16 protein-coding genes are annotated in these 21,202 nt (G+C 67.1%); 3 read left to right on the top strand and 13 right to left on the bottom strand.

Annotated features, from left to right (window positions below; genetic code table 11):
• Positions 1 to 16: 16 nt before the first annotated feature.
• Positions 17 to 1,153: a cytochrome d ubiquinol oxidase subunit II gene (gene cydB / locus U4Z31_RS22640; RefSeq protein WP_321811419.1), complete on the top strand. Its 1,137-nt coding sequence runs from the start codon at positions 17 to 19 to the stop codon at positions 1,151 to 1,153.
• A 54-nt stretch (positions 1,154 to 1,207) separates the two neighbouring features.
• A complete protein-coding gene (gene cydX / locus U4Z31_RS22635) occupies positions 1,208 to 1,330 on the top strand; it encodes a cytochrome bd-I oxidase subunit CydX (RefSeq protein ID WP_006483737.1) in 123 nt (40 codons plus the stop codon).
• A 244-nt stretch (positions 1,331 to 1,574) separates the two neighbouring features.
• On the opposite strand, the gene nagE is transcribed toward cydX, so the two are convergent.
• From nagE to U4Z31_RS22570, 13 genes are all read right to left on the bottom strand, one after another.
• A complete protein-coding gene (gene nagE, locus U4Z31_RS22630; protein WP_321811418.1) occupies positions 1,575 to 3,338 on the bottom strand; it encodes an N-acetylglucosamine-specific PTS transporter subunit IIBC in 1,764 nt (587 codons plus the stop codon).
• 87 nt (positions 3,339 to 3,425) lie between these two features.
• Positions 3,426 to 6,008, bottom strand: coding sequence for a phosphoenolpyruvate--protein phosphotransferase (gene ptsP, locus U4Z31_RS22625; RefSeq protein WP_321811417.1), 2,583 nt, complete (start codon positions 6,006 to 6,008; stop codon positions 3,426 to 3,428).
• Positions 6,009 to 6,023: 15 nt separating this feature from the next.
• Positions 6,024 to 7,031, bottom strand: coding sequence for an SIS domain-containing protein (locus U4Z31_RS22620; RefSeq protein WP_124486632.1), 1,008 nt, complete (start codon positions 7,029 to 7,031; stop codon positions 6,024 to 6,026).
• The gene (nagA, locus tag U4Z31_RS22615) at positions 7,024 to 8,127 is read right to left on the bottom strand and encodes an N-acetylglucosamine-6-phosphate deacetylase (protein ID WP_321811416.1); all 1,104 of its coding nucleotides are present in this window, start codon (positions 8,125 to 8,127) and stop codon (positions 7,024 to 7,026) included. The genes U4Z31_RS22620 and nagA overlap by 8 nt, the downstream gene beginning before the upstream one ends.
• Before the next feature lie 97 nt (positions 8,128 to 8,224).
• Positions 8,225 to 8,959: a GntR family transcriptional regulator gene (locus tag U4Z31_RS22610; RefSeq protein ID WP_321800738.1), complete on the bottom strand. Its 735-nt coding sequence runs from the start codon at positions 8,957 to 8,959 to the stop codon at positions 8,225 to 8,227.
• Between the two features lie 306 nt (positions 8,960 to 9,265).
• Entirely contained in the window at positions 9,266 to 12,481 is a 3,216-nt protein-coding gene (locus U4Z31_RS22605; protein ID WP_321811415.1) for an error-prone DNA polymerase, read from the bottom strand.
• A 6-nt stretch (positions 12,482 to 12,487) separates the two neighbouring features.
• Positions 12,488 to 13,996 (bottom strand): DNA polymerase Y family protein, encoded by a 1,509-nt coding sequence (locus U4Z31_RS22600; protein WP_321811414.1) that lies wholly within the window; start codon positions 13,994 to 13,996, stop codon positions 12,488 to 12,490.
• A complete protein-coding gene (imuA, locus tag U4Z31_RS22595) occupies positions 13,929 to 14,636 on the bottom strand; it encodes a translesion DNA synthesis-associated protein ImuA (RefSeq protein WP_321811413.1) in 708 nt (235 codons plus the stop codon). Before imuA ends, U4Z31_RS22600 begins: the two co-directional genes overlap by 68 nt.
• A 252-nt stretch (positions 14,637 to 14,888) precedes the next feature.
• Positions 14,889 to 15,656 carry a histidine utilization repressor gene (gene hutC / locus U4Z31_RS22590; RefSeq protein ID WP_321811429.1) on the bottom strand — a complete coding sequence of 256 codons (768 nt, stop codon included), beginning with the start codon at positions 15,654 to 15,656 and terminating at the stop codon, positions 14,889 to 14,891.
• A gap of 84 nt (positions 15,657 to 15,740) precedes the next feature.
• Entirely contained in the window at positions 15,741 to 16,877 is a 1,137-nt protein-coding gene (gene hisC / locus U4Z31_RS22585) for a histidinol-phosphate transaminase (RefSeq protein ID WP_321811412.1), read from the bottom strand.
• 134 nt (positions 16,878 to 17,011) lie between these two features.
• On the bottom strand, positions 17,012 to 17,800 hold the full coding sequence (locus U4Z31_RS22580) for an amino acid ABC transporter ATP-binding protein (protein ID WP_321811411.1): 789 nt from the start codon (positions 17,798 to 17,800) through the stop codon (positions 17,012 to 17,014).
• On the bottom strand, positions 17,793 to 18,545 hold the full coding sequence (locus U4Z31_RS22575; RefSeq protein ID WP_063927872.1) for an amino acid ABC transporter permease: 753 nt from the start codon (positions 18,543 to 18,545) through the stop codon (positions 17,793 to 17,795). The genes U4Z31_RS22580 and U4Z31_RS22575 overlap by 8 nt, the downstream gene beginning before the upstream one ends.
• Positions 18,546 to 18,554: 9 nt before the next feature.
• Positions 18,555 to 19,415 (bottom strand): substrate-binding periplasmic protein, encoded by an 861-nt coding sequence (locus tag U4Z31_RS22570; protein ID WP_044848205.1) that lies wholly within the window; start codon positions 19,413 to 19,415, stop codon positions 18,555 to 18,557.
• Positions 19,416 to 19,800: 385 nt separating this feature from the next.
• On the opposite strand from U4Z31_RS22570, the gene U4Z31_RS22565 reads away from it, so the two are divergent.
• Positions 19,801 to 21,180: an FAD-binding oxidoreductase gene (locus U4Z31_RS22565; protein WP_321811410.1), complete on the top strand. Its 1,380-nt coding sequence runs from the start codon at positions 19,801 to 19,803 to the stop codon at positions 21,178 to 21,180.
• The last annotated feature ends 22 nt before the right edge of the window (positions 21,181 to 21,202 follow it).

The raw sequence follows: 21,202 nt of genomic DNA, 5'->3' as shown, positions 1-21,202 counted from the left end.
GGAACAAGGAATCGCTATGGACTATGCAACTCTCAAGCTGATCTGGTGGCTGCTCGTCGGCGTGCTGCTGATCGGCTTCGCCGTCACCGACGGCTTCGACATGGGCGCGACCGCGCTGCTGCCGTTCCTCGGCAAGACCGACGAGGAACGCCGCATCATCGTCAACACGGTCGGCGCGACGTGGGAAGGCAACCAGGTGTGGCTGATCACGGCCGGCGGCGCGATGTTCGCCGCCTGGCCGCTCGTCTATGCCGCGTCGTTCTCCGGCTTCTACTTCGCGATGCTGCTCGTGCTGTTCGCGCTGTTCTTCCGGCCGGTCGGCTTCGACTATCGCAGCAAGCGGCCCGACCCGCGCTGGCGCGCGGGCTGGGACTGGGGCCTGTTCGTCGGCGGTTTCGTGCCGGCGCTGGTGTTCGGCGTCGCGTTCGGCAACCTGCTGCAGGGCGTGCCGTTCAAGTTCGACAGCGACCTGCGCGTCACCTACTACGGCGGCTTCTGGGCGCTGCTGAACCCGTTCGCGCTGCTCTGCGGACTCGTCAGCCTCACGATGCTGATCGCGCACGGCGCGGCATTCATCAAGATGAAGACCGACGGCGTGATCGCACGCCGCGCGTCGATCGCGCTGCGGGTGTCGGCGCTCGTCGCGGTCGTGCTGTTCGTGCTGGCCGGCGTGCTGATCGCGTCGACCATCGGCGGCTTCCACATCACGCACGCCGCGCCGACCGACACGGTCGCGAACCCGCTGCTGAAGGACGTGGCGGCCGGCTCGGGCCTGTGGCTCGCGAATTACGGCGAGTATCCGTGGATGATTGCGGCGCCGGTCGTCGGGATCGCGGGCGGCCTGCTCGCGCTGCTGCTCGCCGGCTCGAAGCAGGAAAAGACGGCGTTCTTCTGCACCGGCCTGATGATCGCCGGCGTGATCCTGACCGCGGGTTTCTCGATGTTCCCGTTCATCATGCCGTCGTCGCTCGACCCGCGCAGCAGCCTGACCGTGTGGGATTCGACGTCGAGCCACATGACGCTGCAGGTGATGCTGTTCGCAGTGATCGTGTTCCTGCCGATCGTCCTGCTTTATACGAGCTGGGTGTATCGCGTGATGCGCGGCAAGGTCACGCACCAGTCGCTCGAAGAGAACAAGCACTCGATGTATTGAACCCGGCCGGGGCGCGCACGCGCCCTCGCCCACCGTTTCGCAAGGAGTCGGATCATGTGGTACTTCAGCTGGATTCTCGGTATCGGCGTCGCGCTGTCGTTCGGCATCGTCAACGCGATGTGGCTCGAAGCGCGGCAGAAGCCGCAGGAAGCGCCGGTGCGCGCACGCCGCGACTGACCGCTCATATGCGGCGGCGGTTGATCGCCCCGCCGCGCGCCATCGGGAACGGAACCTCGCTACGTGCGAGGTTTTTTTCGTCCGGGTCATTCGTTCGGCACGCGCGGCACGTCGATGCCAATGCACGCATCGCAACCGCGCGCCACCAATGAAAAACGGCTTGCGACACACGCGTCGCAAGCCGTTTTCGTTTTACCGACCGGCGGCCCGCATCCGCGACGCGGATCGGGTCGGTCTCATCGCATCATGCCGGTTGCACGGCCGCACCACCGCCCGTCGACGTCAGGCGGGCGCCGATCTGTTCCGCATAGCGCGCCGCCGCGTTGCCGCAGACGATATGGAACGTGTCCGGCGTCACCCATGCGACATCGAGCGCGCCGAGCCGATCGCGATCGACCGCCGCTGCATCGCGCACGACGACGCGCAGGCGCGTGGTCGCGATCGCATCGAGCGATGCGACGTTGGTCGCGCCGCCGAACACCGCAAGCCAACGCAGCGGATCGGGATCGAGCGGACCGGCCGCCGCGCCCGTGACCGGCTGCGCGGCCGCGACCGGGGCCGCCGCCGCGGCACCGGCCGCACCGCTGCCGATCGCCGAACGCATCTCGTCGGCGATGATGTCCGCCTCCGGCCCGATGATCACCTGCACGCTGTTGCCGCCGCGCTTGAGCACGCCGCGCGCGCCGATCGACTTCAGTTCCGGCTCCGACACCTTCTCCGGATCGACGACGCTCAGGCGCAGGCGCGTCGTGCAGGCGTCGACGACCGTCAGGTTGCCCGCGCCGCCGAGCGCGGCGATGTAGCGCTGCGCACGCGGCGCTGCCGCCGCGGCACCGGCCGCCGGTGCGACGAAGCCGCCCGATGCGAACGACTCGGTTGCCGAGTCGGCCGAGGCCGGCTCGCGACCGGGCGTCGCCATGTTGAACTTGCGGATGAAGAAACGGAACAGCCCGTAGTACGCGACGCCGTATGCAATGCCGAGCGGCACCGCGATCCAGCCCTTCGTCGACAGCCCGTAGTTCAGCACGTAGTCGATCGCGCCGGCCGAGAACGTGAAGCCGAGCTTCACGCCGAGGACCTGGCAGATCGCGAGCGACAGCCCGGTGAGCACCGCGTGGATCACGTACAGCACCGGCGCGAGGAACATGAAGCTGAATTCGATCGGCTCGGTCACGCCGGTCAGGAACGACGTGAGCGCCATCGAGAACAGCAGGCCGCCGACCATCGCGCGGCGCTCCTTCGGCGCTTCGTGCAGCATCGCGAGACACGCGGCCGGCAGGCCGAACATCATGATCGGGAAAAAGCCGGCCATGAAGGTGCCCGCGGTCGGATCGCCCGCGAAGAAGCGGTGCAGGTCGCCGTGCACGAGCTCGCCGCCGGGCGGCGGCGTGAAGTTGCCGAACACGAACCACGCGAGCGAGTTGATGATGTGGTGCAGGCCCGTGACGAGCAGCAGGCGGTTCAGGAAGCCGAACACGAACGCACCGATCGCGCCCGCCGTCGTCAGCCACTGGCCGGCCGCGTCGATCAGATGCTGGACCGGCTGCCACACGTATCCGAACACGATGCCGAGTACCACGCACACGAGCCCGGTGATGATCGGCACGAACCGCTTGCCGCCAAAGAACGCGAGGTAGTCGGGCAGCTTGATGTCCTTGTAGCGGTTGTACAGCAAGCCCGCAACGACACCCGCGATGATCCCGGACAGTACGCCCATGTTCAGCTTGGGATCGATGTCCTTCATGATCGCGGTTTCGATCAGGTAGCCGATCGCGCCCGCGAGTGCCGCCACTCCGTTGTTGTCCTTCGCGAAACCGACCGCCACGCCGATCGCGAACAGGAGCGGCAGGTTGTCGAAGATCGCGCCGCCGGCGTCGGCGATCATCTTGATGTTGAACACGTCCGGCTGCCCGAGCCGCAGCAGGATGCCGGCGACCGGCAACACCGCGATCGGCAGCATCAGCGCCCGGCCCAGGCCCTGTATCTTCAGAAACGGATTCCCGTCCATTCAATCCTCCAATCCATGTCTCGTCATTAAGCGTCGTTGACCTAATTGCTTGCGTAGTGAAACGGGTCGCGCGCCCGCCGTCGACGTTCAGTCGAGCGGCCAGACCTCGCGGCTTGCTGCCCTTACCGCCTGTGCCGAGTCGAGTGCGAGCAGATCCTGCGCACGCTGGCGACACAGCTGGTAATCGAGACGGCGCACGCGCGCCTTGATGCCCGGCACCGACACCGGGTCGACCGACAGTTCGGTCACGCCGAGGCCGACGAGGATCGGCACCGCGAGCGGATCGCCGCCCAGCGCGCCGCACACGCCGACCCACTTGCCGTGCTTCGCGGCACCGCGCACCGCGATGTCGATCAGGCGCAGCACGGCCGGATGCAGGCCGTCGGACTGCGCGGCCAGATCGGCCTGGCAGCGGTCCATCGCGAGCGTGTACTGCGTCAGGTCGTTGGTGCCGATCGACAGGAAATCCGCGTGCTGCGCGAGCTGGTCGGCGAGCAGCGCCGCCGACGGCACCTCGATCATCACGCCGACCTCGATCGGCTCGGTGCGGCCCTGCGCCCGCGCGAATTCGTCGATGCGCTGGCGCAGCCGCACGAGTTCCCCGGCATCCGTCACCATCGGCAGCAGGATGCGCACCGCGCCGAACGGCTTCACCGCGAGCAGGCCCTGCAGCTGATCGTCGAGCAGATCGGGGCGCACCTGTGCGAGGCGGATGCCGCGCAGGCCGAGCGCCGGGTTCGGCTCGGGCGGCAGCGTCAGGTAGTCGACTTCCTTGTCGGCGCCGACGTCGAGCGTGCGGATGATCGCCGTGCGGCCCTGCAGCGCATCGACGATCGACTGGTAGCTCTGCTGGTGCTCGACGACGCTCGGCGCGGCCTGGCGATGGATGAACATCAGCTCGGTGCGCAGCAGGCCGACCGCGTCCGCGCCGTTGTCGACCGCGGTGTTCGCGTCGTCGAGCGTCGCGATGTTCGCGGCGACCTCGATCGCGCGGCCGTCGACCGTCGCGGCGGCGGCGCCGGCCAGCTTCCGGTTCGCTTCGCGCACGCCGTCCAGGCGCTGGCGCTCGTGGCGCGCGCGTTCGACGTCGAGTGCGGTCGGTGCGTGTTCGAGACGGCCCGCGCTCGCATCGACGACGACCTGCGTGCCGTCGGGAATCGCATACAGCGCGTCGCCGACCGCGACGAGCGCCGGAATGCCGAGCTGGCGCGCGATGATCGCCGCATGCGACGTCGCGCCGCCGCGCGCCATCACGAGCGCGGTCACGCGCTGGCGATCGAGCGACGACAGGTCCGACGGCGTGAATTCCTCGGCGGCGAGCACGGCCTCGGCGGGCAGCGTGCGGGTCGCGCCGCTCGTGTGGCCGAGCGCGCGCAGCACGCGCTTCTCGATGTCGCGCAGGTCGGCCGCGCGCTCGGCGAGCAGCGCATCGTCGAGCTTCGACAGCGTGTCGATCTGCGCGCGGATCGTCGCGCGCCACGCGAAGCCCGCGCTCTTGCCGAGGCTGATCTGGTCGCGCGCCGCGTCGACCAGCGTCGGGTCTTCGAGCAGCACGCGATGCACCGCGAAGATCCCCGCCTCGCCGACCGCGCCGCGCGCCGATGCGTTGCGCACCGTTTCGTCGAGTTCGGCGTCGACCGCCGTCAGCGCCTGGTCGAGCCGGCGGCTTTCCGATGCCGGCGTACCGGTTGCCTGTTCGGGCGGCACGATCTCCGCATCGTCGAGACGCACCAGCGTGCCGACCGCGATGCCGGGCGCCGCGCACACGCCCGCGAGCGTGTTCGGATCGAGTGTCGCGCCGGTGTCGTGCACGATCGGCTGCGGTGCGGGCGAACGCAGCCGCGCCGGCTTCTCCTCGACTTCGCCGTGCGCTTCGCGCAGCAGCTCGTGCTCGACCGCGTCGACGGCCTGCTGCGCGTGCGCGCCGCGGCCGATCAGCTCGATCGTCGCGCCTTCGCCGGCACCGAGGGCGAGCAGGCCCACGACGCTCGCGATCGACGCCTTGCGGCCGTCGAACTGCACGTCGACCGTCGCGTCGAAGCCGCGCACGGACTCACGTGCGCGTGCGGCCGGGCGGGCATGCAGGCCGCCCGGCTGCGTCAGCACGAGTTCGCGACGCACTTCGTTCATCGCCGCGGCGCCGGCCTGCGCCGCCTGCGCGGCCGCTTCGCCCTTGCCGCGCAGCGTCAGGAGCGGCGTCTCGCCGGCCGTCGCGAAACCGCTCGCGCGCTCGACGACGTCGAACGCGTCGGAGTTCGCGATCGCGATCACCGAAACCAGCGAATGCGCGCTGCGCGCGACCGCGTCCTGGTCGAACTCGATCAGCAGGTCGCCCGCGTCGACGCGTGCGCCGGCTTCGACGTGTGCGGTGAAGCCCTGCCCGTTCAGCTCGACGGTGTCGATGCCGATGTGCAGCAGCACTTCCGCGCCTTGCGGCGTCGTGATCGTCACCGCATGGCCGGTGCGCGCGAGATGCGACACGACGCCGGCGCACGGCGCGACGAGCTGGCCCGCGAGCGGGTCGATGCCGATGCCGTCGCCGAACATCCCGCCGGAGAACACCGGATCGGGCACATCGGCCAGCGCGACGATCGGCCCGGTCAAGGGGCTGAGCAGGACGATCTGATCATGGGTGGAACTCTTCAACTGGGACTCCTCGGCGCGTCTCATCGGCTGTCTCGGCTATCAGTGCGTTTCGGTGACTTTGTTCAGGTGGCGCGGCGTGTCGGGATTGCGGCCGCGCGCGACGGCGAGATCCGCCGCCATCACGTAGAACGAAAGAATGGCGGCGATCGGGTCGAGCGCCGAATGGGCGGACTGCGCGAGCGGCAAGGTCGCGCCGGGCGTGCCGGCGGGCGCCGCGAGCAGCACGGCGGCGCCGCGTGCGCGCATGTCCTGCGCGAGCTGCAGCAGCCCGGCCTGCTCGGGCCCCGGCGGCGCGAACACGAGCAGCGGATAGTCGCGGTCGATCAGCTCCATCGGGCCGTGACGGACTTCGGCGCTCGAGAACGCCTCGGCCTGGATGCCGGAGGTTTCCTTCAGCTTCAGCGCGGCTTCCTGCGCGATCGCAAGCCCGAGGCCGCGGCCGATCACGATCATCCGCTCGACGCCCGCGAGCGCGGCGACGGCCGGCGACCAGTCGAGCCGGCCGGCCTGCGCGAGCACGTCGGGCAGGCCGCGCAACGCCGTCATCAGCGCGGCGTCGCGCTGCCAGTACGCGACGATCTGCGCGGACAGCGACAGCATCGCGATGTAGCTCTTGGTCGCGGCGACCGACAGTTCGGGGCCGGCCAAGAGCGGCAGCTGGTGCTCGCACGCGTCGGCGAGCGGCGACGGCAGCACGTTGACGGCGGCGACGGTGCGCGCGCCGGCTTCGCGCAGCGCGGCCATCGTGTTGACGAGATCGGGACTCTTGCCCGACTGGGAGAATGCGAGCGCGAGCTGGTCCTGCACCTTCAGCGGCGCCTGCTGCAGCGTCGCGACCGACATCGGCAGCGACGCGACCGGCACGCCGAGGCGGCTCATCGTCAGGCTCGCGAAATAACTCGCGGCGTGATCCGAGCTGCCGCGCGCGACCGTCAGCGCGACGGCCGGCGGGTGATCGAGCAGCTGCGCGGCGAGCGTTTCGACGCGCGTCGTGTCGGCGAGTTGCGCGGCGACGACCTGGGCGGACTCGCGCGCTTCCTTAAGCATATTCGACAATCGATTCTCCTTCGACGTAGGTCGCGGTGAGGTTCAGGTCGCGATCGAACACGACGAGGTCGGCCCATGCGCCGCGCTCGAGGCGGCCGCGATCGGCGACGCCGAGGTAGTCGGCCGCATAGCGCGACATCCGGTTCGACACGTCGGCGATCGGCAGGCCGAGCGACACGAGGTTGCGCAGCGCCTGGTCCATCGTGAGCGTGGAGCCGGCGAGCGTGCCGTCGGCGAGCCGCACGCCGCCGAGGCACTTCGTCACGTGCTGGCTGCCGAGCCGGTATTCGCCGTCGGGCATGCCGGTGGCGGACGTGCTGTCGGTCACGACGTACAGGCGCGGAATCGCGCGCAGCGCCGCGCGAATCGCGCCCGGATGCACGTGCAGCAGGTCGGGAATGATTTCCGCGTACTCGGCATGCGCGAGCGCGGCGCCGACGAGGCCCGGATTGCGGTGATGCAGCGGCGACATCGCGTTGAACAGGTGCGTGAAACCACACGCGCCGTGCTTGAGCGCGGCGACGGCGTCGTCGTAGGTCGCGAGCGAGTGGCCGAGCTGCACGCGCACGCCGCGCGCGGCCATCTCGCCGATGATCTCGATGTGGCCGGCGATCTCCGGCGCGAGCGTGACGACGCGGATCGGCGCGATCGACAGGTACTTCAGCACTTCGTCGAGCACGGCCGACACGGCCGCGTCCGGCTGCGCGCCGAGCTTGCCGGGGTTGATGTACGGCCCTTCGAGGTGCACGCCGAGTACGCGCGCGCCACCCTGCGTGCGGGTGCGGGCGACGGTGCCGAGGTTCGCGACGACCTGCATCAGTTCGTCGCGCGGCGCGGTCATCGTCGTCGCGAGCAGGCTCGTCGTGCCGAACTGCGCGTGCGTGCGCGCGATCGTCTCGATCGCGTCGCCGCCTTCCATCACGTCGGCGCCGCCGCCGCCGTGCACGTGCAGGTCGATGAAGCCGGGCAGGATGTACGGCGCGTCGTTCTTCGCGGGATCGGCGGGCGTGCCGTCGAGCGTGGTGATGCGGCCGTTCTCGCTGTCGAGCGAGCCGTGAATCCAGCCGTCGGGGGTGAGGATGTTTCCAGTCAGCATGACGTTTCTCTTGATGATCTGGTGACGCGGACATCCGCGTCGCGATTTGCAAATGCGTTGTGCTTCGTTGCACGTGGCGCGCGGGCAGTCTCGCGCGTCAGCGTTTCAGTTCGGCGACGAAGTCGTAATAGTCGTCGCGGCAATACGTTTCGGTCACTTCGATCGCGCGCTGGTCGACGCCGTAGCCGATGCGCGTGATCACGAGCAGGGCCGAGCCCGGCTTCACCGCCATCCACTTCGCGATGTCGTGCGTCGCGTTCGACGCGCGAAAGTGCTGCAGCGCGCGCACGACGGTCATCCCGCGGGCGTCGAGGTATTCGTACAGCGACGCGCCGAGTGCCTGCGGATCCGGCACCACCGCGGCCGGCAGCGTCGAATGCTCGACGGCCATCACGATGCCGTCCGCGCGGCGCAACCGCTCCAGCCGCGCGACCGTCGCGCCCGGCGCGAGGCCGAGACGCGTGATCTCGTCGCGGCGCGCGGCGCGCAGCGTGCGCGACAGCCACACCGAATCGGGCACGAAACCGCGCTGCTGCATCTTCGCGGTGAAGCCAACGAGACGCGACAGCGGATCGGCGACGCGCGGCGTGATGAAGCTGCCCGCCCCGCGCGCCCGCTTGATCAGCCCCTGCTCCACCAGCAGCGCGAGCGCACGGCGGGCCGTGATCCGCGACACGCCGACCGACCCCGACAGCAGCCGCTCCGACGGCAGCGCCTCGCCGGCGCGCCACGCGCCGGCGTGAATCGCGCGCGCCAGGTTGCGGGCGAGCTGCAGATACAGCGGCGTGTCGTCGAGGGGATCGGGCGCCAGTTCGGACCAGCCGGTTTCCATGTGCCTCCGGGTGTCGGACGACGATCTCGGACCGTCGAAAGTGAACGCATTATATAACCACCATAATACCAGTCAACGAACTGGTATTAGAGAGGTGAAAATCGCCGGAAGCCTTGCCAGGCAAGCGGTTTAGTAGCGGGAAAACCTTTGTTTACAACATGATGCAGGATAGGGATTTACCCGGATTGGTATCCAAGGGGACAGTTCCGGTGCCGGATTTGACGGGTTTGGGGCGCTGAAAACGATACCTGAATAGAACCAGTTCGGCCGACTGGTATGCATCCGGCGGCGTGCCGGCGCGCCGCGTCAGTGGAACTCGCGGCTCGACGTGCGCAGGCCGCCGAGCAGCGGCGTCAGGTCCTCGAAATGCTGCGCGACGAGGTGCCGCACGTCGCTGACGACCTGCCACACGCCCGACGCCGCGAGCAGCCGCGAATCGAGCGTTTCGCGGCGCTGCCGCGCGAGCAGTTCGGGCCGCACGATCACGTTCACGCAGCCCGTCTCGTCCTCGAGCGTCATGAACATCACGCCCTTCGCGGTGCCCGGCATCTGCCGCGCGATCACGAGCCCGCACGCGCGCGCGAGCCGGCCGTCGGGACGGTCGCGCAACTCGGCCGCGGACGACAGCCGCTGCGCGCGCAACGCGGGCCGCAGCAGCGCGACCGGGTGGCGGTTCAGCGTGAGGCCGGTGGTGTGATAGTCGGCGAGGATGTCGTCGGCTTCCGACGGCGCGCCGAGCACGGGCTGCTCCGTTTCGTCGATCGGCGCGGCGGCGAGCAGGTCGCGTTCGGGGGCCGCGGCGACGGCTTGCCATAATGCATCGCGGCGATGGCCGGCGAGCGTCGCGAGCGCGTTCGCGGCGGCGAGCGCTTCGAGATCGCGCCGTTCGAGCTGCGCACGGCGCGCGAGCGCGTCGACGTTCTCGAACGGGCCGGCCGCGCGCGCGGCCTCGATGCGCCGCGCGGCGGCCTCGCCGAGACCGCGCACGAGCGACAGGCCGAGCCGCACCGCGGGCTGGCCGTGCGGCGGCGGCTGGCCGGGCAGCGCTTCGAGCGACGCTTCCCAGCCGCTGCGCGTGACGTCGGCCGGAAACACCTTCACGCCGTGGCGCTTCGCGTCCTGCACGAGCTGCGCGGGCGCGTAGAACCCCATCGGCTGGCTGTTCAGCAGCGACGCGACGAAGATCGCGGGTTCGTGGCATTTGAGCCAGCTGCTCGCGTACGCGAGTTTCGCGAAGCTGGCCGCGTGGCTCTCGGGGAAGCCGTATTCGCCGAAGCCCTTGATCTGCTCGAAGATCTGCTCGGCGAATTCGCGCGTGTAGCCGCGTTCGAGCATGCCGTCGACGATCTTGTCGTGATACGGGCCGAGATCGCCCCTGCGCTTCCACGCCGCCATCGCGCGACGCAACTGGTCGGCCTCGCCTGGCGTGAATCCGGCCGCGACCATCGCGATCTGCATCACCTGCTCCTGGAAGATCGGCACGCCGAGCGTGCGAACGAGCACTTCCTTGAGCGCCTCGCTCGGATACGTGACTTCCCCCTCCTCTTCGCCGGCCACGATCCTGCGCCGCTTCAGATACGGATGCACGGCGCCGCCCTGGATCGGCCCCGGCCGCACGATCGACACCTGCACGACGAGGTCGTAGTAGTTGCGCGGCTTCAGCCGCGGCAGCATCGACATCTGCGCACGCGATTCGATCTGGAACACGCCGACCGTATCGGCGCGGCAGATCATGTCGTAGGTTGCTTCGTCATCCTGCGGAATATGCTTCAGCGTGAATGGCTCGCCGTCCTGCTCTGGCCCGCGCCATGCGGTGCGCATGTCGAACGCGCGATGCAGCGCCGACAGCATGCCGAGCGCGAGCACATCGACCTTCATCAGCTTGAGCGATTCGAGATCATCCTTGTCCCACTGAATGACGCGCCGCCCGTCCATCGCCGCGTTTTCTACCGGTACGAGCCGCGTGAGCTTGCCGCGACTGATCACGAAGCCGCCCGAATGCTGCGACAGGTGGCGCGGAAAGTTGAGCAAGCGCCCCGCGAGTTCGGCCCATGCGCGAATGATCGGCGTGGCCGGATCGAGCCCGGTCGACGCGAATTGCTGCAGCAGGTCGCGGCTGCCGTCGAACCAGCGATGCCCCTTCGCAACGCGATCGACCAGCATCGGATCGACGCCGAGCGCCTTGCCGATTTCCCGCAGCACGCCGCGCGGGCGATACGTCGAAACGGCCGCCGCGAGCGCGGCGCGATGCTTGCCGTATTTTTCGTAGATATGCTGAATGACTTCCTCCCGGCGCTGATGCTCGAAGTCGACGTCGATATCGGGCGGCTCGCCACGTTTCTCGCTGATGAAGCGCTCGAACAGCATCGTGCTCTGGTCGGGATCGACTTCGGTGATGCCGAGGCAATAGCAGACGACCGAGTTCGCCGCAGAGCCGCGTCCCTGGCACAGGATGTTCTGGCTACGCGCGAACTTGACGATGTCGTACACCGTCAGGAAGAACGGTTCGTAGCTCAGCTTCGCGATCAGCGTCAACTCGTAGCCGATCCGCTCCATGACATGAGCCGGCGGCTCCCCGGCATAGCGACGGCGCGCGCCCGCCAGGGTTTCCTGTTCCAGATAGCTCGTCGGCGTATGACCTTCAGGCACGATCTCGTCCGGATACTCGTAGCGCAGCGAGTCGAGTTCGAAATCGCATGCATCGAGGATCGCGCAGGTCTCCGCGATCTCGTCCGGCGCAAACAGCTTCGCAATCCGCCCGCGTGCGCGCAGATGCTGCTCCGCATTCGGCGCGAGCGCATAGCCGCATTCCGACACCGGCATCCCGACGCGGATCGCCGTCATCACGTCCTGCAGCGGCTTGCATGAACGCCGATGCATCGTCACGTCGCCGAGCGCGACGACAGGTACGCCGCGCCGCTCGCCTGCGTCCCGAATCTCGTCGCGCTGCGGGCCGTCCAGCGCGCGCTGCAACTGCACGAGCCCGAGCCGCGCACGCTCGCCGAAGGTCGCGCGAAACCATGCGACCTGCGCATCGAGTACCTCCGCACGCACCGGATACGCGGGCACGAGAATCGCGAAACAGTCGGGCATGCCGCGCAGATGAGCGAAAGCCTCGGGCGGCCTCGACAACATTCTCGACGTCAGCCGGTAGGTTCCCTTCGGCGCCTCCATCCGCCGCCATGAAATCAGCTCGGACAGGTTGCCGTAGCCTTCGCGGTTCTGCGCAAGCAACACGAGCCCGAACGCACCGGGGCCCGGATCGTGGCCCGGTGCGACCTCATCCGGCGTGACGTCGAAATACGAACCGATGACGAGCGGCAGCCCTTGCGCTTTTGCCGCGACATGCATGCGCGGTGCGCCGGCGAGCGAGCATTCGTCGGTGATCGCGATCCCTCGATAGCCGAGTTCCACCGCGCGCTCGACCAGTTCCTCCGCATGCGACGCGCCATGCAGGAACGAGAAGTTCGAGCGGCAGAACAACTCCGCGTAATCGGGCAACAAACTGAATTCCGCAACCATCGCCGCTCACCCGAACAGGCCGTGCAGGAACCAGTGCGGTTCGGCCTCGCTCCCCGCCCGCTCCCTGAACACCCAATAGCACGCGCCCTCTTCGTCCTGCGCGACGCAATAATCGCGCGCCACGTGCTGACCGTCGAACCACCCTGCCTCTATCCGTTCGGGCGACGACATCATTCGCAGCGGCGTATGAAATACCGGCCGCTCCCCGCGCATCAGCAACGGCAGCGGCTCGGCCAGCAGCCACGCGGGACGCGGCGGCGCAGCCGGCAGTCCGTCAGCCGGCTTGCCCGCCGGTGCATCGAGCGGCAGCCAGCGGTTCGCGGCCTCGGGCCGATAGTCGGCCACCGGCGCCGCGCGCAGCACGTTGTCCGCGCCGAGCCGCGCGACCAGCAGTTCGAACAGCCGCGCGCGCGTCTCGCGCGTGCCGCCCGGCTCGGGGAAGAGATCGTCGGCCGGCGGTGCGACCGATTCGACGCGCGTGGCCTTCAGCCGCACCGCGATCACCGCGGCCGGCAATTCGACGCGCGCGAGCCGCTCGCCGAGCAGCCGCATGAAGTGCGTCTCGTCGCGCACGGGCGCGGCGAACGCGAGTTCGAGCGGCGTCGGCGGCACGGCCTGGCGGCCGCGCTCGTGCTCGAGATCGAGCGTCATCGCGGCCAGCGACAGCTGCCGCGCGGCCAGCCACCCGCAGAGCTGCACGACGAGCCGCCGCGCGACGAACAGCACGGCTTCCGCGTATTCGACGCGCTCCGGCAATTCGAGCCGCACGTCGAACACGGGCGGCACCGCCATCCACGCGAGCGGCTCGACCGCATCGCCGTACGCACGATCGAGCGCGGCCAGCAGCGCGGGACCGCAGCGCCGCTGCAACCCCGCGCGCGGCAGGCGGCGCAGATCGGCGAGCGTGCGGCAGCCGAGGCCGTCGAACCAGCCCGCATACGGGCGCGCGTCGGGCAGCAACACGCACGGCAAGCGATCGAGCGTACGAACGAGCGAAGCCGGCCCGGCCACGCGGCGCCGGATACGCGCACGCGCCGACATGCGCGCGAGCAGCCACGCGCCGCGCCCGGTCGGCGCGGCGGACAGGCGCGCCGCATAGCCGAGCGCCGCGAGCGTCGCGCGCACCTGGCGGCACAGCGACGGCAGGCCACCGAACAGGCGCAGGCTCGGGCCGACGTCGACGATCAGCGTCGCTTCGTCGTCGAGCGCGACGCACGGCGAGAAGCGCAGCAACGCGAGCGCGACCGCGCGCAGCGCATCGGCCTCGCGGGCGGGATCGCGTTCGACGAGCCGCGTGTCGGGCGAAAGCGTCAGCACGCCGCCGCGCTTCATGCCCGCGCGCACGCCCTGCCGGCGCGCCGGCGCATCGGCAATCAGCACGACACCCTGTTCGAGCACCGCGCAGCCTGCGTCGTCTGCCGCGCCGTTTGCGCCGTCCGCCGCGCCGTCAGACGGCGGCGGGGCGCACACGTCGAGCGGCAGGCGCGGCAGATGGATGCCGAGCAAGACGCGCATAGCGGCTCTCCACGATGGGCGACGGCAAATCGAGTGCGAGCGGCTCGCTGCGCGCGGGCCCGCGACGCTTGACGATGTCGAGCGACACGCCGCCCGGCACCGGATGCAGCGCGACGCGCAGCACGGCCGGCGACGGCTGTTTGGCCGCCGACAGCGGGCGCAGCATCACGAACAGCGTGTCGCCGGTGCGCGCGGCCGCGAGATGCAGGCGGCGCAGCGCATCGGGCCGCGCGTCCTGCCAGAGCAGCAGCGCACCGCAGCAGCCGGTCCTGAGCGCCTGCTCGGCGGCCCACAACGCATCGGTACGGCTGCCGGCGCGCAGCCACAGCAGCGCGTCGGCCGGCACGCCGAGCGCGGCCAGCGCGGTCGCATGCGGCGACTGCGGCGGCGCGACGAGCGCGAGCGGCCGCCGCGCGCTGACAGTGCGCGCGAGCGCCGGCGCGAGCAGCCGCATCTCGCCGCAGCCCGGCTGCGCGGCCAGCAGTTCGACGAGCCCGCCGACCGGCCAGCCGCCGCCCGGCAGCTCGGCGGACAGCGGCGCGAAACCCGTGTCGATCGTGCGCGAACCGCCGCGCGCGAGCTGCGAGCCGCGCCAGAGGGACGGATGGAGGGATTCGGGAGAAATGGAGGATGCGAGCATGACGCCACCCACAACTGTATGGATATACAGTATATGGCAATGCGTTCATGTCGCACAGTACTAGTACGAAACGGGGGTTTTGTCAGAGGGAAGCATGGAGGCGGCCAGGACGTTCATCATGATCCGGCGCGCCCGCCGCACAAACGCGCACGGCGTGAGCTTGATGCGGGCCTCGGGCACGCGATCGCCGACCGGATGCGGCAGCCTGCGGCGCAAACCGTCCGCTCGAATCCGCCGCCTGCTGCATCCCTTTCACTTCGAAACATCGGGCTGCCGGCCTGTCGCCCGCGCTTGCGGGTTCAATGGGCCAGGCCTGAATCGCGATCCCAGGCTATAGCGATGGGCCGGATGAAAAAAGCGTGCGAACGTGACGGGAACGCCAGCAGTCCAGGTTCGGCGCGTAAGAATGAGACACGGTTCGTTGACCTCGATCTCCAGCAGAAGCGCCTGCGCCTCCGACGGATGTGCCGCATCGACAACGTGCTCGATCTCGAGTTCGTGATGGGAAATATTGTTGAACAGATATTCCGACGGCGGCTCGACCGTAAAGTCCTGCGCGAGAAACGCCGGCGCGGCAGCCGGGTTCACATAGCGATCTTCGAGCTGAAGCGGTCGGCCATTGTCCAGGTGCACGCATATCAAGCGAAAGATCGGCGCGTTGGGCTCGATACCAAACGCGCCGGCGATTTCGGGAGGTGCGAATTCCGGCCGCTGCATCACGACGCGACAGGAATAGTCGTGCCCGCACGCCCGAATTTCGTCACGGATGTGCGTAATCACCAGCAGGTTCAATTTCGGCTTGCTCACCGCGACAAACGTGCCGATGCCCGCCACGCGCTCGAGCACGCCCTCTTCGGTCAGTTCCCGCAACGCCCGGTTGACCGTCATGCGTGCGACTCCATACGTCGTCGCCAAGTCGACCTCGGATGGAATGCGATCACCTGTATTCCATTCGCCTGCCCTCACCTTATCCCGGACAATCGTCTTGATCTGCTGAAACGGCACGCCTGCTTTAAGCATTGTGTTGTGAAATCCTGTCTGGATGGTCAACGTAACCGGTTGTCGCAGTGCCGACCCGCCGGCGGCGGCGTACGGCGTCAGCATTCAATCGCTTCGCTCGCCGAACAGCGCGTCGAGGAAGATGCGATTCTCCTCGTCCGTTCCGATCGTCACGCGAATGAAATCGTCGAGCCGGTACGCGCCAAGCGGCCGGACCACAACGCCCTTCTCAAGCAACCGCTGCGTCGCGGATTTCGCATCGGGAAGACGAATCGCGATGAAGTTTGCGTGCGTCTGAATGTATTCGAGTTCGCGCGCCTCGAGCGCGCCGGCAATCTGTGCGATCCCGGCGCGATTGCTCTCCTGCGTGCGACGCAGAAATTCGCGGTCCGCGAGGGCCGCCGAAGCGGCGCGCTGTGCCAATGCATTCACGCTGAATGTCGGCCGGATACGCGCGACCATATCGGCCATGTCCGCGCTCATCACACCATAGCCAATACGCAGCGATGCGAGTCCATAAGCTTTCGAGAACGTACGAGCGACGACCAGGTACGGATAACGCGCGACGAGCGACATCGCATCGACCCGCAACGACGGCGCCACGTAATCGATATACGCTTCGTCGAGTACGACGAGACGATCCTTGCCGGCCGTCGCGACGATTCGCTCGACGTCAGACGGCGTCATCAAGGTTCCCGTCGGGTTGTTCGGATTGCAGAGATAGACGAGGCGAATCAGCCTCTCCCTGTCGGCCTCGAGTTCCGCGCACATTGCATCGACATCGTGCGCATAATGCCGCGCGTCGACCGCCCATGCCTCGGCGCCACGCATCCGGATACTGATCGGATACGCCTGGAACGCATACTGCGAATACAGCCCCACGCGCCCCTCACTCAGTACGAGCGCCGCGCACAGATCGATCAGCTCATGCGAACCGTTCGTCACCGCGATCTGGTCCGGCGACACGCCGTGATAGCGGCCGAGTTCCGCCCTCAAGTCCGGCGCGTCGCTTTCCGGATAGCGCGCCAGACTTGCTTCGTCCCGCGACGCCAGGTCCGTCAATACAGCCGCGACGCGCGGGCTGCACCCCAGCGGATTTTCGTTCGACGCAAGCTTGATGATCCGCGACAGGCCATATTCGCGGGCAACCGATTGCGCCGAGCGTCCCGCGACGTATATCGGCAAGCTCCGGATATACGGTGGCACGCCGTCCACGTTCGTTTGAATATGAGTGTTGCCCATCGATTCTCCTGTCGTTGCACGGGCTTACGGTTCACGACGATACGCATCGCATCCACCGAAAACGCGCGCCCCGGTGGGCGCCAGTCGCCCAATGACCGGTCCGGCGATACCTGGCCGCCGCTAACGGTGCGTCGTCAGCGCTCGACCGCGCGCAAAAACTGGCCGATTCGCCCCCGCACGTCATGATCGACCGCGAGAATCATGTCGGGCGCCCCGGATTCGAGGATGACGCCGTCGGCGACGAAATGAATCCGGTCGGCGAGCTTGCGCGCGAAACCCATCTCATGCGTGACGATCGCCAGCGTCATGCCGGCTTCCGCCAGCGTCCTGATCGTATCGAGTACGCCAGCGACCAGTTCCGGATCGAGCGCTGACGTCGGCTCGTCGAACAGCACGACCTTCGGCTCCATCGCGAGCGCACGAGCAATCGCAACGCGTTGCTTCTGCCCGCCCGAGAGCTGATCCGGATAGTGATCGAGGCGCTGGGCGAGACCGACTTCGGCGAGAATCGCTTCGGCATCCGCTATCGCCCGATCACGCGCGCGGCCGAGCACATGAATCGGTCCTTCGATCACGTTCTCGAGAACGGTGCGATGTGCGAACAGATGGAACTGCTGGAACACCATCGGCATCTTGCGGCGCGCGGCGCGTAGCCGCGCCTCCGGCTTCACCCGGAACGAGCCGCCGTCGCTCCCGCACAGCGCTTCACCGTCGAACCGAATCTCTCCGCCGGTCGGCACGTCGAGGAAGTTGATACAGCGCAGCAGCGTCGATTTCCCTCCGCCGCTCGGCCCGATGAAGAAATTGATCTCGCCGGTCCGGATGCTGAGGTCTACCCCTTTCAGCACCGCGAGATTCCCGAACGATTTTTCCAGACCGCGCACCTCGATGATCGGCGTCGAACCGTCAGTCATGTCAGCCATCAAGAGTCACCCCCGCGCCGCGCTTCGTCCCGAACGTGCCGATTGCGCCTGCGGACGGGACGCGCGGCACCATGCGCAGGCCCCCACGATGCGCGGGGGTAAACTTCCGTTCGACCCATCGCACCGCGCGCGCTGCGGCAAAACTCATTGCGAAGTAGATGATCGCGACCATCAGATAAACCTGCATGCTCGCGAAGGTCTCCGCGATGACGATCGTGCCGTGCCGAAGCAGCTCGTTGACGGCGATGAACGACACGAGCGACGAGTCTTTCATTAGCGATATGAAGTAGCCGCCGACGGTCGGTAGCGCGACCTTCATCGCCTGCGGCAGGATCACGCGCCGGTATATCTGCGCGTTCGACATGCCGATGGTCATGCCAGCCTCACGCTGCCCCGTGTCGATCGACTGGATCGCCGCCCTGAACACCTCCGACAGATAGGCGCCGAGATTGAGCGTCAGGCCGAGCACGCCGGCCCAGAAGCCCGGCAGTGTCAGTCCAATCTGAGGCAACGTGAAATAGATCACGAGCAGCTGGACGACCAGCGGCACATCACGCCAGATCTCCACGTAGCAATTCAGTGGCCAGACGATCCAGCGGCGCGGCGACAACCTGCCGATCGCAACGACGAGCCCCAGTGCAATCGCGCAAAGCATGCTGATCAGGGAAAGCTCGATCGTGATCAACGCACCTTTCAACAGAAACGGGAAGTACCGCGGGATCATGTGAAAGAGGAATTCGTTCATGTCACCGCCCTACTTCGTCAACGATGCCTGTTCGGCCGACCATGCGCCGTATTGGCTCAGAATGCGCTGCCGCGTCCCGTCCTGGTCCATCGATTGCAACGCGTGATTGACCGCGTTGAGCAGGTCCGCGCATTCGGTCCGAACGGCGACTGCGCTGGCCCCGAACCGGTAGTTCGCTTTCGCCTCAGCATCGACCCATTCGGGTTTGGGATGATAGAAAATCGGCTGGCCTACCACGCGGAGATTCTTCATTTTCTCGCGCTGACCAAGCAGCGTGCCTTGATCGAGCAGGACCGCGTCGACCTGATTGTTCTGCAGCGCGACGAACGGCTCGCCGAACGAGTTGAAATCCATCACATCGCCGATCTTGCCCTCGTCCATCAGGCGATGCGCATTCACCGAATCGTTCGTACCAAGCGTCGTGCCAACCTTCTTCCCCTTCAGATCGGCCGGCGACCGGATCGGCGAATCGTTCTTCACGATGATCTGGTCATAGAGCAGGAAATACGGGCGGGAGAACTGCACGTTCGCCATCCTGATGCGTTCCTGCGTCGCCGACATCGACGAGAAGATCACGTCCCATCGCTTCGACTTCAACCCCGGAATCAGGGTGCTCCATTCGGTGACCACGTACTCCGTCCTGGGCACGCCGATGCGCTTGCCGACCTCCTTGAACAGTTCCGCCTCGAAGCCGCCATAAGAGCCGTCCTCGTTCTGCCAGACAAACGGGCGCGTTCCCATCAGGCCATTGCCCGAGCGCAGCACGCCAGCGGATCTGACATCGTCGAGACATCCCGCGTGGGCGCCCGGCACGGCATTCGGTAGCAGCGTGACGGCAGACAGGACGAGCAGACGCTTGATGGCTTTCATGGCAAAGACTCCGAACGTGAGGGTAGACGGGCGTCAAAAGGAGTTCACCGCATGCGACGTCGCGTTCGCCTCTGCCGGGTGACTCTGCAAGCGGTCTAGACCAGACTAGACCGCGGCCGCTTATTTTCAAGAGTGTTTTCTTTGCAAACCCACCAACAAACCGAAATAAAACCTCAACACACTGATTTATATACATGTTTTTAGCGTCAGTGATTTCACCCATAGGGCCTTCACCCATATCCAAACCGGACTAGACTGTCAGATCGTACCGGCACTGCACGCCGGACCGGGCAGCATCACCGTACGCGGGAGCCGAGATCGGAATACCGTGGCGATGGCGATGCATCGAGCCAGTCATCCTTGCCGCGAGGACGAGCGATCACTTATGGAAACGATCCTGCACACCCTGATGTCCACACTCGGTGACGACGCGATACGGACGGGCGCGGCTATCGACGACCGTTATCTTGGTGACTGGAGTCGAAAGTCCGCGCATCGTCCACTTGCGGTCGTGCTCCCCCGAACGACCGAGCAAGTCGCGACGACGCTGCGGCTATGCAACGACGCACGCCAGAGCGTCGTTCCCCAGGGCGGACTGACCGGCCTCGCGGGCGGAGCCGTACCGACCATGCGGGACATCTGCATTTCGCTGGAACGGATGACAGGCATCGAGGAGATCGACGCGTCCGCGTCGACGATGACGGTACTTTCGGGAACGACGCTTCAAACGATTCAGGAAGCCGCATCAGAGGCCGGCTTCGAATTCCCGCTCGATCTCGGCGCTCGCGGTACCTGCCAGATCGGCGGCAACCTTGCCACGAATGCTGGCGGCATTCGCGTCATCCAGTCCGGAATGGTCCGAGACCAGGTGCTCGGGCTCGAGGTCGTCCTGGCGGACGGCAGCGTGCTGAGCGGAATGGGCAAGATGGTCAAAAACAATACGGGCTACGATCTGCGCCATCTGTTCATCGGATCCGAAGGCACGCTCGGCATCATTACGCGTGCGGTATTGCGTCTCGCGCCGCGCCCGACGCATCGCAACACCGTGCTGTGCGCACTGCCTGGCTATCGCGGCGCGGTCGATCTGTTGCAGTTGCTGAGAACGCGCTTCGGCAAGGAACTCAGCGCGTTCGAACTGATGTGGCCGGACTTCTTCACGCTGGGTGTATCGCTGTCGCGCAGCAAGCACAGCCCGCTTTCCGCTGCGTACCCGCTGTACGCATTGATCGAACAGACCGGTCACGCCGATGGCAACGATGAGCGACTCGCCGACGTGCTGGGCGAACACCTCGAATCGGGCCTCGTGCTCGACGCCGTGCTCGCGCAATCCGATACGCAAGCACACGCGCTTTGGGAGATCCGTGAGGCAACGTCCGAATTTCCCGTCAAGCTCGCCCCGATCAATTTCGACATCAGCATACCGATCGGCGCGATCGGCCAATTCGTCGACACATGCCGCGGCGTGCTCGCGCAACGCTGGCCAAGCAGTCGGGCCTATTTCTTCGGCCACATCGGCGACTCGAACCTTCATATCACCGTCGACGGGCACACGATCCCCGATGTGCCACCCGACGCGGTGGAAAGCGCGATCTATGAACTCGTCAGAGCCTTTCAAGGTTCCGTGTCAGCCGAACACGGCATCGGCACGCACAAGCGCGCATTTCTCGGCTATACGCGAAGCAATACGGAACTCGCATGCATGCGGGCGATCAAGCATGCGCTCGATCCGAACGACATCCTCAATCCCGGCAAGCTCTTTTCTTGAGTCCGCATCGGACATCAGCGCC

The sequence above is a fragment of the Burkholderia sp. BCC1985 genome, from assembly GCF_905339915.1.
Taxonomy (GTDB): Bacteria; Pseudomonadota; Gammaproteobacteria; order Burkholderiales; family Burkholderiaceae; genus Burkholderia.
The sequence above is the reverse complement of the archived record's forward strand: the minus strand, read 5'-3'. Positions and strand labels throughout refer to the sequence as shown.

What these genes read in the sequence shown, in the direction of transcription:
- cydB (WP_321811419.1), top strand. Translation starts at nt 17, where the DNA reads ATGGACTATGCAACTCTCAAGCTGATCTGGTGGCTGCTCGTCGGCGTG.
- cydX (WP_006483737.1), top strand. Translation starts at nt 1,208, where the DNA reads ATGTGGTACTTCAGCTGGATTCTCGGTATCGGCGTCGCGCTGTCGTTC.
- nagE (WP_321811418.1), bottom strand. Translation starts at nt 3,338, where the DNA reads ATGGACGGGAATCCGTTTCTGAAGATACAGGGCCTGGGCCGGGCGCTG.
- ptsP (WP_321811417.1), bottom strand. Translation starts at nt 6,008, where the DNA reads ATGAGACGCGCCGAGGAGTCCCAGTTGAAGAGTTCCACCCATGATCAG.
- U4Z31_RS22620 (WP_124486632.1), bottom strand. Translation starts at nt 7,031, where the DNA reads ATGCTTAAGGAAGCGCGCGAGTCCGCCCAGGTCGTCGCCGCGCAACTC.
- nagA (WP_321811416.1), bottom strand. Translation starts at nt 8,127, where the DNA reads ATGCTGACTGGAAACATCCTCACCCCCGACGGCTGGATTCACGGCTCG.
- U4Z31_RS22610 (WP_321800738.1), bottom strand. Translation starts at nt 8,959, where the DNA reads ATGGAAACCGGCTGGTCCGAACTGGCGCCCGATCCCCTCGACGACACG.
- U4Z31_RS22605 (WP_321811415.1), bottom strand. Translation starts at nt 12,481, where the DNA reads ATGGTTGCGGAATTCAGTTTGTTGCCCGATTACGCGGAGTTGTTCTGC.
- U4Z31_RS22600 (WP_321811414.1), bottom strand. Translation starts at nt 13,996, where the DNA reads ATGCGCGTCTTGCTCGGCATCCATCTGCCGCGCCTGCCGCTCGACGTG.
- imuA (WP_321811413.1), bottom strand. Translation starts at nt 14,636, where the DNA reads ATGCTCGCATCCTCCATTTCTCCCGAATCCCTCCATCCGTCCCTCTGG.
- hutC (WP_321811429.1), bottom strand. Translation starts at nt 15,656, where the DNA reads ATGCTTAAAGCAGGCGTGCCGTTTCAGCAGATCAAGACGATTGTCCGG.
- hisC (WP_321811412.1), bottom strand. Translation starts at nt 16,877, where the DNA reads ATGGGCAACACTCATATTCAAACGAACGTGGACGGCGTGCCACCGTAT.
- U4Z31_RS22580 (WP_321811411.1), bottom strand. Translation starts at nt 17,800, where the DNA reads ATGGCTGACATGACTGACGGTTCGACGCCGATCATCGAGGTGCGCGGT.
- U4Z31_RS22575 (WP_063927872.1), bottom strand. Translation starts at nt 18,545, where the DNA reads ATGAACGAATTCCTCTTTCACATGATCCCGCGGTACTTCCCGTTTCTG.
- U4Z31_RS22570 (WP_044848205.1), bottom strand. Translation starts at nt 19,415, where the DNA reads ATGAAAGCCATCAAGCGTCTGCTCGTCCTGTCTGCCGTCACGCTGCTA.
- U4Z31_RS22565 (WP_321811410.1), top strand. Translation starts at nt 19,801, where the DNA reads ATGGAAACGATCCTGCACACCCTGATGTCCACACTCGGTGACGACGCG.